The organism is Dialister sp. (assembly GCF_047832375.1).
Taxonomy (GTDB): domain Bacteria; phylum Bacillota; class Negativicutes; order Veillonellales; family Dialisteraceae; genus Dialister.
Window position 1 is genome coordinate 2,717,107 of the sequence record NZ_CP181256.1, and the last position, 11,990, is coordinate 2,729,096.

At 52.5% G+C, this 11,990-nt stretch carries 7 protein-coding genes and 2 riboswitches; of the genes, 6 read left to right on the plus strand and 1 reads right to left on the minus strand.

Going from position 1 to position 11,990, the window contains the following annotated elements; translation table 11 throughout:
- The first annotated feature begins 44 nt into the window (after window positions 1-44).
- A complete protein-coding gene (locus tag ACFWUL_RS10765) occupies window positions 45-1,136 on the plus strand; it encodes a tetratricopeptide repeat protein (protein WP_416177285.1) in 1,092 nt (363 codons plus the stop codon).
- Between the two features lie 420 nt (window positions 1,137-1,556).
- Here the strand turns inward: ACFWUL_RS10765 and ACFWUL_RS10770 are convergent, their stop codons facing one another.
- The gene (locus ACFWUL_RS10770; protein WP_416177286.1) at window positions 1,557-2,495 is read right to left on the minus strand and encodes a LysR family transcriptional regulator; all 939 of its coding nucleotides are present in this window, start codon (window positions 2,493-2,495) and stop codon (window positions 1,557-1,559) included.
- Window positions 2,496-2,832: 337 nt separating this feature from the next.
- Between ACFWUL_RS10770 and ACFWUL_RS10775 the strand changes: the two genes are divergently transcribed.
- From ACFWUL_RS10775 to ACFWUL_RS10795, 5 genes are all read left to right on the plus strand, one after another.
- Window positions 2,833-3,975, plus strand: coding sequence for a tetratricopeptide repeat protein (locus ACFWUL_RS10775; RefSeq protein ID WP_416177287.1), 1,143 nt, complete (start codon window positions 2,833-2,835; stop codon window positions 3,973-3,975).
- Window positions 3,976-4,030: 55 nt separating this feature from the next.
- On the plus strand, window positions 4,031-5,371 hold the full coding sequence (locus ACFWUL_RS10780) for an SGNH/GDSL hydrolase family protein (protein ID WP_416177288.1): 1,341 nt from the start codon (window positions 4,031-4,033) through the stop codon (window positions 5,369-5,371).
- 586 nt (window positions 5,372-5,957) lie between these two features.
- Window positions 5,958-7,172: an SGNH/GDSL hydrolase family protein gene (locus tag ACFWUL_RS10785; protein WP_416177289.1), complete on the plus strand. Its 1,215-nt coding sequence runs from the start codon at window positions 5,958-5,960 to the stop codon at window positions 7,170-7,172.
- 1,342 nt (window positions 7,173-8,514) lie between these two features.
- Complete coding sequence (locus tag ACFWUL_RS10790) at window positions 8,515-9,210, plus strand: ZIP family metal transporter (RefSeq protein ID WP_416177290.1); 696 nt, start codon at window positions 8,515-8,517, stop codon at window positions 9,208-9,210.
- A 481-nt stretch (window positions 9,211-9,691) separates the two neighbouring features.
- A riboswitch (glycine riboswitch) is annotated at window positions 9,692-9,784 on the plus strand.
- Window positions 9,785-9,894: 110 nt separating this feature from the next.
- Entirely contained in the window at window positions 9,895-11,319 is a 1,425-nt protein-coding gene (locus ACFWUL_RS10795; protein ID WP_416177291.1) for an alanine/glycine:cation symporter family protein, read from the plus strand.
- Window positions 11,320-11,751: 432 nt separating this feature from the next.
- A riboswitch (glycine riboswitch) is annotated at window positions 11,752-11,853 on the plus strand.
- Window positions 11,854-11,990 lie beyond the last annotated feature (137 nt).

Below are 11,990 nucleotides of genomic sequence, written 5' to 3' on the forward strand. Positions count from 1 at the left end.
CACAACTCTCAACTCTTAATTCTATATTTATACAAGGAGAACCTATGACAGACGGAGAAAGACTGTTTTTACAGGGAAAAATCGATGATGCCTATAAAGTGCTGGAGACAGAAAAAAATGGCCGGTCCCTGTACCTTTTGGGCCTCATTGACCGGGAAGGTTATGGCCACCACCGGGCAGACGAAGAAAAAGGACAGAGCCGGTTCATGGAAGGAAAGAAAATGGGAGATCCCCTCTGCAGCCTTGCCCTGTTCCAGGGGGAAACGGGGAAGGCCATGTGGGATACGATGAATGAAGATTTCGCAAAGGTCCTCCGGCTGGCGGCCGGAGGGGACGTGCTGGCCATGGATGAGGCCGGCCTGTCGTACCTGGGAAACGGGGTCATCCTGAATTTCGAGGAAGGATTGAAATGGCTGGCTAAAGGAGCCTTCTACGAATACTGGAAAGCCCTCTATGACCTGGGCATGGCTTACCTGGATGGCTATGCCACAGCCCCTGACGAAGCAAAAGCGGAGGCCTGCTTCAAAAAGGCAGCGGAATTCAAGGACAGTGAAAGTGAATACCAGCTGGGGCTCCTGGCGTTGGACAGGGCGGAAGACAAAGAGGGGCTGGATAAAGCCATAGACTGGCTGGAAAAGGCCTATACCCATGGCAGCGACGAAGCGGCCCTTCTCCTTGGCAATATCTACGAAGGCACCGCATCGGAGGAAGTGGATGTGAAACCGGATCCCCAGGAAGCCATGGAATGGTACGAAAAAGCGGCGTCCCTGGGAAACGGGGACGCCATGGCGGAACTTTCTTTCTTTTACCAGAAGGGCATCGGTGTGCCGAAGGATATGAAACGGGCGGAAATCCTCCTGAAGGATGCCATTTCCAATGGCTGTGAAGACGGTTTCTTCTCCCTGGGACTTCTGTACCTGTCTGAAGAAAAGCCGGCAGAAGCACTGGCCTATATAGAAGCGGCAGGGGCCAAAGGGAATGCCCGGGCCCTCTATATGGCGGGCATGATGTACCTTTACGGTAAAGGTACGGAGCCGGACAGGGAAAAGGGCATCGACCACCTGAAAGCAGCTGCCGACGCCGGACTCCCTGAGGCGGAAGAAGAACTGCAGAAACAGGGAATATATGAGATATGAGGTGTTTTCAGATATTCTGAGCGAAAAAAGATTGGTATTATAGTTAGGAGTGAGGAGTTAGGAGTGAGGAGTTAGGAGTGAGGAGTGAAGGTGGCGGCGCGCAATTCGTAGAGCGCCGCCATTTTAAATTTGGCCTTTTGCGAGCTTACGGATAGAGTCACGAGCCTTTAGCCTTTAGCCTTGTGCCTTGAGCTGAACAGACTATATATAGCATGAAAAGTGGCTGGTAGCTAGTGGCTGGATCATCAGCGGCTAAGCCGCTGAACCTCAACTCTCAACTCTCAAATCTCAACTCTATCTTTTTCGCCGCAGGCTGGCCATCTTTCCTGACAGCTGGCTGCTAGAAGCTAGAAGCTCCCGCACAAATGACCTTGACCATCAGCATACCAAACCGTTACCTCAACTCTCTTTCCTCAACTCTCAACTCTTTCTTTTTCCCCATTCCTCTTTCGCCATTTCTATGAAGTCGTCCCGGATACTCCAGGGAGGGCTTTTTTCTTTATATCCGATGGAAATGGTATATTCCGTCTCCGGCAGGGGAATGGTATAGAGATCCTCCATCTCTTTGTCTGTGAGCACGGAGCGGGCCAGGTTTTCCGGCGTAAACAGGGCGCCCAGGCCCCGGTGGCAGAGGTGGAGGAGGGTCTCCATACTGTTGGAGATGAGGCGGACGAAGGGCTTCTTTTCCGCTTCTTCCAGATATCGGGATTCCACGTAGCCCGCAATGTTATTGCCGCTGGCGCTGAGGAAAGGACAGGTTTCCAGACGTTTCATGAGATGCTTCCTGTCAGCAAGAAGAGACTGGTAAATGTCCTCTTCTTTGCCGCCACTGCACTGGCGGAGCAGGTCCTTCTGCACCAGCAGGGCAATCCGCTCCCGATACACCGGTTCCACATGGATGCCGGCGGGCTTCATGCGGTAGTGGGCGATGGCAAGATCCAGTTCTCCTTCCATCAGTTTTTTCCGCATGTCCCGGTTTGACGTTTCATAGAGTCGGAATGTGACCTTTGGATACCGTTTCCGGAACCGGTCCACCAGTGGCGGCAGGAGGGTCTTGCCCCTGAGAAAGCCGATGCCGATCCGGAGCTCCCCGGCTTTTCCTTCTGTAATATCGGCAAGAGACCGCTTCATGGCCTCCTCTTCCTCCGCAAACCGGAGGGCGTACTGGTAGAAGGCTTTGCCGCTGCTGGTGAGCTCCAGGGGGCTGTGTCGAATGATGAGGACTGTCCCCAGTTCCCGCTCCAGGGCAGCCATATTGGCGGACAGGGTCTGCTGGGTGATATGCAGCTTCCCCGCGGCCCGGGTAAAGTTCCGCTCCCTGGCCAGCATGATAAAGTAATGGACGGACTGCAGGTTCATGATTGCCTCCTTGTGAAGAATATCGTTACCGTTATTATACGACAAGTGAGGAATCGACGGTTTAGTGTGCTGACAGATGGAGTCAAATGCGTGAGGGCTTCTAGCTGCTAGCTCCTGGCTTCCAGGAAAGCTGGTCAGCCGACGGCATGAATGGCTAATGGAAATGTCGGATAAGAAGCGCCGCAGGCAAATCAGCTTTCCTAGCTGCTAACAGCTAGGAGCTAGCAGCCCCATGCTGGTGACTCTGCCCATCATCATGCCAAACCGTCAGCTACTAGCCACCTCCACTTCTGCTATAATAGGAGCAGAGTCTGTTCTTTAGAAATGAGGGAATACTATGACCGATATGGAAAATGCGGAAACATTGTTTCAGGAATATAAAATGAAAGAGGCCTATCCTCTTTTTGAAAAGCTGGCATCCGAAGGAAATAGCCGGGCCATGTACTTTATGGCTCTCTTCCACCAGTACTACATGGGATGCGCTCCCTGGAGCCCGAAGAAGGCTATAGGGTGGGCTCTTAAGGGGGCCCGCCTGGGAGATGGCCTCTGCGGCCTGTTCTGCCTGCTCCATTTCAATGAACTCTCCCATGAGGAGTACCATGAGATTACGGACCGGAGGGAGGAATGGATTTCCCTGGCAGAGAAAGATGGCTCTCTCTATGCCATGGAAGCCCTTGGCTGCTATGAAATGGTGAATGCCCAGAGCGAAGAAGAAGTGGACCGGGCCTTCCACCTGCTGGAAGAGGCGGCACTGAAAAATTACTGGAAAGCCTGGAATGACCTGGGCCAGTTCCACGACAGCCATGTAAAGGATAATCCGCCCCTGGTACAGAAGAAAGCGGATAACCGGAAGGCCATTGACTGCTATCGTAAGGCATTGGAAGCAGGATACCCGGACGCCATGAACCGGCTGGCCTATTTCTACTACACCGGTGTCGGCGTGCCACAGGATAAGAAAGAGGCGGTTTCCCTGTTCCGTAAGGCCTTTGCCAAAGGCCACCTCCGGGCTGGCACGGCCCTGGGACTCCTCTATCTTTATGACGGCAGCGACAGGGATAAGAAAGAGGGATTCCGTATGACCAGGAAGGCGGCGGACGCTGGAGATCCGGTGGCCATGGGAAATGTGGGAAACTGCTATTACTACGGCAATGGTACAAAGAAGGATCGCCGCCTGGCCAAAGAGTATTATCAGAAGGCATCGGACCTGGGCATGGATTCTTCCACCACCCAGCTCGGCGCCATTTATCATGAGGAAGGGAATGATAAAAAGGCCTTTGCCCTCTTCCAAAAGGCGGCGGACCGGAATTTCCCGGAAGCCATGGGCTGGCTGGCGGCCTGCTACCAGTACGGATACGGTACGGAAAAGAGTACGGAGGCTGCCCTGAAATGGCTGGAAAAGGCAGCGGCCTTTGGCAGTGAAGATGCAAAGACGGCTCTCCGGTACCTGCAGGAAGAATTGAAGAAAGCGGAAAAGAAATAAGAGTCCGTTTATAGATTATAAAAAATCCTATAGAAAGAAGAATTGATAGAACTTTATGAAATCTGTGTATGCCGCAGCGCTGGCTGCCTTTTGTATCCTGCTGTCCATTCCTGCCGCCGGGCAGGCAGAAACAGCGTTTCCTGCTCCATCGTCCTATGAAAACAGTGCATTGGCAGCGGGGAAGGCCGATGGTCCCACCGATTCTCCCGGGGTCCGGGAAGAAAGTAAGGAAAAGCTGGTCCTTCTTACCTGGCAGGATGATCCGGAATCTGTGCGGTATGAAGTGGAGATTTTCCGGGGCCTTCCGTCGGACCTGGACCGAAACCAGCCCCTGGAAGACCATCTTTACGATAACCAGCGGATTTATTCCAACAAGGTGCTGGTGGACCTTTCCCAGTTTCCCGATGGCCCGGAGCCTTTATACTGGCGGGTGCGGCCCATCGATGCAAACTGGGAAGGCATGGGTCCCTTTTCTTCCCCCATGGAAGTGAGGAGCACCATGAAGCCCGTTTCCCGGAATGCGCCGTACCCCAATGTGTACCGGCCGGGTAATGGGTCCACCCTTCTCTATCCCGTTTATTCCTATGCAGGAAATCCGGGAGCTGCGAAGTATGAAGTGGAAGTGACAAGCGCCTATCCGGAAAATACGGAAGGTACGGCTCCCTCGAAATACCGGGTTTTCTCCAAAATCACCAGCCTTTCCAATGTGTACGACGACAACCCCCGTATCGGTACCTTTTACTGGCGGGTCCGGGGACTCGATGAAAACGGAAACGCCGTTGGCATCTGGAGCATGCCGGAAAAGGTGAGGACGAACCCGGAAGAGCATTTTGATGTAGGCATCTACGGAGACAGCATCACCCAGGGCGGCGGCCACCTGTACCACAGTCCTGCGGATATGGCCTACAGCTATGTGACCTATCTCGATTTTCCTGCCGTCAATATGGGGAGGAGCGGGGACACCACGGAAATGATGGAAGACCGCTTTGACCATGATGTGCTGCCGTTCCATGTGAAATATCTTCTCATCATGGGCGGTATCAATGATCTCCGCATGGGGGCCGATCCGAACAAGGTTATCGGCCACCTGGAGGCCATCCGGAAGAAATGCATAGAACACCACATTACCCCCATTCTTCTCACCATCGTTCCCATTAACCCGGAAAATATCCAGAAATACTACGGTGATGTCACCTACAGCGGCTGGCAGGAGTCCGTGAAAATCGTGAATGACTATATCAAAAGCCAGCCCCACATCGATACGGCGGCCCCCTTTGCGGACTATCCCGTCATGCCCAGTGAACTGGCCATGGACGGCATCCACGGCGACTGGAATGCGAAGCAGATGATTGCCGGAGAAATCAACCGGCACATTGGGGAGTTTATCAAAAAGTGACGCTGTCGGTAAGCATGTTGATAAACAGCGTCATTACCACGGAGGCTTCTAGCGGCTAGCTATCAGGAAAACTGACCAGCCTGCAGCGCTTTTCACCGAATATTTCCACCAGGTACCTACGCCGTAGGCTGCCGAGCTTTCCTGGGAGCTAATAGCTGGGGAAGCGCTGATTAATTCGCAGAGTCAGATTTCATAAGGATTTTTATGCACTGCTTCGTCATAACTCGGCCAAGGATAAAAGGAAGGCGCTTTTATGTGCAGAGAAAGCGCCAACTTACCTTGGCTCAGCAGTCCTATGCAGGACTGCTGCTTTAAATAGCTCGCTATTCGCGTCGAGTTATTCCTCGCATTGCATAAAGATCCAAGAATGGAATCTGACAACGATTTAATCAGTGCTTCCCTAGAAGCTGGAAGCCCCATGCCGGTGACTCTATCCGTAAGTAGGTAAATCTGCCGCGCAGCGGCTGTCCGGCGCAAGGCACAAGGCACAAGGCTCAAGGCTTGTGCCTCGACCCGTTAGCATCGCGTCCTATCCAAACTCGTTCCTGGTTATCCACAATGTTTCACGTGAAACAATGGAGGCTTTATGAATCATAAAATCCTTTTTCTGGCCGCTCTCTGTGCATGGGGGCTGTCTTTTCCATCCATGGCGGCAGATCTTCTCCACCTTTCCTGGCCCGCCGACTACGATGCGGTGAAGTATGAACTCCGGATTTCCCATGACCATAACGGACAAATGGAGAAAGTCCTGGATGAGACGGCCTATGCCGCCGATGTTCTCCTTCGCAGGGAGGGCCGGCTGTCGGACCCGGAAGGATTGTACTGGCAGGAAGAGCCCTGCGATTTTGACGGAAATCCCATAGGTCCCATGACAGCGCCAAAGCCCCTGGCCCCTGCAGCAGAGATTATTCACCGGGAAGCGCCCCTTCCCCGGCCGGACCGGAGTGGGGAAAGGGGAGGAGCCCTTCTGTATCCCGTGTATACCTATACTGCCCTTCCCGGCGCTGACACCTATGAAATCGAAGTACTCGCGGCATACCCGGAAAACACGGAAGGCACGGCTCCTTCGAAATACCATATCGGCGGCGGTGATTTCCGGTATACCGATTATTACGATGATGTCCCCAGATATGGAACCTGGTACTGGCGGGTCCGGGGAAAGGATGAGAAAGGAAATCCGGTGGGAGAATGGAGCCTGCCCCAGAAGCGTGAATTTTCAACCACCGGCTACACCATCGGACTCTACGGCGACAGCATTACCCATGGCGGGGGACGCATGTCCTATGGTCCCAATGACCTGGAATACAGTTATGGCCATTACCTCGATTTTAAAACTATTAACCTCGGGGACTCCGGCAATACGAGCCATGACATGGTGGAGCGGTTTGACAGGGATGTGCTCCCGTTCCATCTGAAATACCTGCTCATCATGGGAGGAAGCAACAGCCTCCGGGGCGGTGTGCCTGCGGAATCGGTGATTGAAGACCTGAAGACCATCCAGAAAAAGTGCCGGGACCATGGGATTGTGCCCATTCTCCTTACCCTGCCTCCTATCAACCCGTCCAGCATAGAAAAGGTTTTCCAGGAGCCCACGGCGGAAAACTGGGAGGATGAATTCCGGAAGGTGAATGATTTCATACGGACCCAGCCCCATATCGATACGGCCGCTGCTTTTCCCTATGAAAATGTGATGCCCCCGGATCTGGCCCTGGACGGCCTCCACGGGGACGTGGAAGCCAAAAAGCGGATCGCCGCGGTAATCAACGAACACATAGGGGAGTTTGACCCAGATTTAGAGTAAAAGAAAGAATGGAAGCGGGTCGTCTTCGCTGGAAAAAGTAGCTAGTGACTGGTGTCTGGTAGCTGGGTGAACAGCGGCTGCGCCGCATCCATCCTGCGCCTTTGGCGCGGCCCTTCTCCAAGGGCCTGCATTCTGGGGATTATTTTCATTTCGGAACCGTTTACTTTTATGAGGAAAATCTTAAGCTCGTGCCCCCTTGGAGATGGAAGTCCTGCATAGGACTTCCAAGTTTGGCATACATAAGGCGCCTGGCCTGCCCATTAAGGCGCCTTCCTTTTAAGCCAAACGGCGGCGGCCCAAAGGGCAGGGGATAGATCCGCCTCGAAGAGGCGGGATCTCCCGGTGGACGGAGAGTGTGTATTTGCGGCGAAGCCGCTCCACCTCAACTCTCAAATCTTTAATTTTTGCCGCAGGCTGTGCCCCTTGATCTCGACCTCGATCTCGATCTCAATCTCACCAGTGGTAGTCTGTGTAACTTTCATCACAATCATGGGCATAATAAGTTATGAACAGTTTGTGCAAAACTCTGTGAATAGTTGTGAATATTCACAGACTGTGAATGGAAAAGGGCCCATGGAATCGGAAAAGTTAATCACAAGGAATGTAACCATAGTTATTCACAGGGTGTGAGTAAAATAGTGAGTTAGTGAATTAGTGGGATAGTGGGTTAGTGAGTCAGCCGCTTCGCGGCGGATTGGCATGCTAGCGTGCAGAGTCACTGGCATGGGGCTGTTAGCTTCTAGCGGCTAGCTGCTAGAAGAGCTGATCTGCCCGCGGCGCCTTCCACCTGATATTTCCGTCAGTTATTCGGGCCGCAGGCTGTGAAGCTTTCCCGGAAGCCAGGAGCTGGCAGTTAGAAGCTCCGCGCGAATAACGCTATTCACCATCATACCAACCTGCGGCGTAGCCGCGTGACCTCAACTCTCAACTCTCAACTCTCAACTCTCAACTCTCAAATCTTTCCTGACAGCTGTCAGCTTACCGCTTACCGAAGAATCGGCCTGTTCAGGTTCGGGACATCAGATCAGGTCATCAGCTCTGCTGTGGAGTACAAACGGTGCGCCGCTTCCAAATTATGATGCGGCGCACCGCCACTCCTCACTCCTAACCCCTCACTCCTCACTGGCAGATGTAAAGATTTTCCAACGGTTGGGCTATCATTCTTCACAGCTTCATCTCCGTATTGACAAATCTTCTTGATTATCGTTTAATTAAGATAAAGCATATCGATAAATTTCGTACAAGGAGATTACTATGAATATGGATATTTTCTGGGGACTTTTTATCCCCTTCCTGGGCACCTCCCTGGGGGGCGGCCTGCGTATTTTTCATGAGGGGAGAGATGCACCGGGGCGTGCAGCGGGGGCTCACGGGATTTGCTTCCGGCGTCATGGTGGCCGCCTCCATTTGGAGTCTTCTGATTCCGGCGCTGGAGGAGTCCTCTTCTATGGGGCGTCTCGCCTTTATCCCTTCGGTCATCGGCTTCGGCTTTGGCATGGCCTTCCTGCTCCTTCTGGACCACGTGATTCCCCATCTCCATATGGGGGCCGATGAGGCCGAAGGGCCAAGGAGCCATCTGGCCAGGACCACCATGCTGGTACTGGCGGTGACCCTTCACAACATACCGGAAGGTATGGCGGTGGGGGTGGTGCTGGCAGGTTTCCTTTCCGGCCATGAAGGCATTACCTTTGCAGCGGCCATGGCCCTGTCCCTGGGCATTGCCATCCAGAATTTTCCGGAAGGCGCCATTATTTCCATGCCCCTTCGGGGAGCGGGCATGGGGAAAATGAAGGCCTTTGCCGGCGGTGTCCTGTCGGGAGCAGTGGAGCCGATTGGAGGTTTTATTACTATACTTCTGACTTCATTCATTGTGCCCCTCATGCCGTACCTCCTGTCCTTTGCGGCAGGAGCCATGATGTACGTGGTGGTGGAAGAACTGATCCCGGAAATGTCGGAAGGAGAGCATTCGGATATCGGTGTCATCTCCTTTGCCCTGGGGTTCATGGTCATGATGACCCTGGATGTAGCACTTGGATAAGTGAGAAGTGAGAAGTTAGGAGTGAGGAGTGGTAGTGCGGCGCACAAATTATGGAGCGCCGCCTTTTATTGGAAGAATTGAGAATTGAGGTTTGAGAATTGAGGTCAAGCGGCTTCGCCGCATCTATATTCTGGCGAAGCCGTGGATTCAATCCTTTATACAAATCTCAAGACTCTACTCTTAGCATGCAGGCCCTTGGAGAAGGGCCGCGCCAAAGGCGCAGGATGGATGCGGCGAAGCCGCGGAACCTCAATTCTCTTCACTCAATTCTCAAATCTTTCTCACCCAGTGATGCAGGACCACCATCGTTCGAATAATTAGAAAATAATTAAACATGCAATACCCCCCTTGCAAAATCAATTTCGTGGACCTATAATGCAAACATCAAATTCATACAGGCGGATGAAACATATGGGAGAAAGCCGAAAGGCTTACCGAAGGAGTAACACTCTCAGGTATCTCAAAAAGATAGTACCGTATGTGGACGCACTCTGGAGAGTCTCGATTAAAGAGCGCCGAAGGTGTAAGGATGGTAACATCCCAATCTCTCAGGCAAAAGGACAGAGAAAGCAACGTCACACTTATGTGTCCGTTTAAGGTAGACAATGCCGGCTTCCAGAGTTAATTATTTTGGATGCCGGCTTTTTTGTGACAAATACTTTATTACGGAGGGCGTTGTTAAAAATGGAATTTGATTACATGGCTTTGCTGAATTCACTGGATAGCTTTATCTGGGGACCACCGCTTCTGGTCCTTCTTGTAGGGACAGGCATTCTCCTCACGGTGCGGCTGAAGCTCCTGCAGGTATTCAAACTGCCGAAGGCGCTGAAGCTCATCTTCAAGGCACAGAATGCTGGCAGCGGTGATATCGATTCATTCAAAGCTCTTTGTACCGCACTTTCTGCTACCGTCGGCACCGGCAATATCGTCGGTGTGGCTACAGCCATTGCAGCCGGCGGCCCGGGCGCTATTTTCTGGATGTGGCTTGCCGCATTCTTCGGAATGGCTACTAAGTATGCAGAAGGTCTCCTGGCTGTCAAGTATCGTGAAGTGGACGACAAAGGCGAAATCGCCGGCGGCCCCATGTTCTACATCAAGAACGGCATGGGAGAAAAGTACAAATGGCTGGGTACCCTCTTCGCCATCTTCGGTGTCCTGGTTGCCTATTTCGGTATCGGTACCTTTGCCCAGGTGAACTCCATTGTGGATATCACAAAGATGACCATCGGGCTGGATCCCATTTGGACCGCCATTATCCTGACTGTTCTTGTAGCAGCCATTACCCTGGGCGGACTCCAGTCCATCGCCGCAGCCGCTTCGAAAATCGTTCCGGCCATGGCAGTGATTTACTTCGTTTCTACCGTTGGTGTCCTGATTTTCTTCGCAGACCAGATTCCTGCAGCTATTGAAACCATCATTTCCAATGCATTCACAGGCACCGCAGCAGCCGGCGGGTTCCTTGGTTCCACCATGATCCTGGCTATGAGAAGTGGTATCGCCAGAGGCGTATTCTCCAATGAGTCCGGCCTCGGTTCCGCTCCTATCGTAGCAGCTGCTGCCAAAACAAAATGGCCTGCTGAACAGGGTCTGATTTCCATGACCGGTACCTTCATCGATACCGTCATCATCTGCACACTGACGGGCCTCACCATCGTCGTTTCCGGCGAATGGCTCAATGGATTGAACGGTGCTGCTCTTACGAACGCAGCTTTCAAAGATGCATTCCCCGCTTTCGGTGGATACATGCTTATGATTGGCCTGGTACTCTTCGCATTCACCACCATCCTTGGATGGAACTACTACGGTGAACGGTGCATGACTTACCTGGTCGGCACAAAAGGAATTCTTCCTTACCGTTTGATTTTCATCGTTCTCGTCGCAAGTGGCGCATTCCTGAAACTCGAAGCCATCTGGGTTCTGGCGGATATCGTCAATGGACTCATGGCTATTCCAAACCTGATTGCCCTGCTGGCTCTGTCCGGTGTGGTGGTAAGAGAAACTGCCAAGTATTTCGACCACCTGAAGACAGGCAAGGACTACGAAGAATACGTAGACCAGGATCCCAGCAAGGCCGTGAAGACGGAAGTCTCCGCAGATGCGGAAGACTGATGGAGTCTCTGTCAGGTCAATATATTTACATATTATTTCCTGTCGGAAAGGTTTTCCCATTTTCCTTCCGCCGGGATTAATATGACACCCCATCCGGCAAAGGGCACTCCGGTGAGAAAGCCCTCCTAAACTATCTTATCGGAGAGTGCCGGGCTCCGGGGGCTGTCCCCAGAAAACAGCTCCCGGAGCGGAGGCCCTAATCTTCAAAAATGGATGTTCATAATAACATGTATGTATAGGATCAGGCGAAAGCCTGTGAATATATGCCGCATTGCACGGCAGGTCCCTGGAGGAGGAATTCAGATCTGTTTCCCGAAGGGAACCAAAAAAGCAAAATACGGTGGATGATGTACACTGAAAAATGGCAGCGAAAAGGCTGCCTGCCGAAGGAGTAATACTATCAGGCGTTCAGAAGAACACGAAACTGTGTACGGACACAACTCTGGAGAGTCCCATTCAATTGGGCGCCGAAGGTGTAAAGGGATTTCACCCGTAAATCCCGAATCTCTCAGGCAAAAGGACAGGGCTGGCAATAGGGTAACCCCCTCTGCATGCATGGATGCATACATACATACAACCGCCAGCCTCAGAACCTACTTCACCAAAGGGCCTGAGAACGGCGGTTGTTTTTATTCTCAGAAAATACGGGTCAAGAGTAAGGGGGATATTAT

What these genes read in the sequence shown, in the direction of transcription:
- ACFWUL_RS10765 (WP_416177285.1), top strand. Translation starts at nt 45, where the DNA reads ATGACAGACGGAGAAAGACTGTTTTTACAGGGAAAAATCGATGATGCC.
- ACFWUL_RS10770 (WP_416177286.1), bottom strand. Translation starts at nt 2,495, where the DNA reads ATGAACCTGCAGTCCGTCCATTACTTTATCATGCTGGCCAGGGAGCGG.
- ACFWUL_RS10775 (WP_416177287.1), top strand. Translation starts at nt 2,833, where the DNA reads ATGACCGATATGGAAAATGCGGAAACATTGTTTCAGGAATATAAAATG.
- ACFWUL_RS10780 (WP_416177288.1), top strand. Translation starts at nt 4,031, where the DNA reads ATGAAATCTGTGTATGCCGCAGCGCTGGCTGCCTTTTGTATCCTGCTG.
- ACFWUL_RS10785 (WP_416177289.1), top strand. Translation starts at nt 5,958, where the DNA reads ATGAATCATAAAATCCTTTTTCTGGCCGCTCTCTGTGCATGGGGGCTG.
- ACFWUL_RS10790 (WP_416177290.1), top strand. Translation starts at nt 8,515, where the DNA reads ATGCACCGGGGCGTGCAGCGGGGGCTCACGGGATTTGCTTCCGGCGTC.
- ACFWUL_RS10795 (WP_416177291.1), top strand. Translation starts at nt 9,895, where the DNA reads ATGGAATTTGATTACATGGCTTTGCTGAATTCACTGGATAGCTTTATC.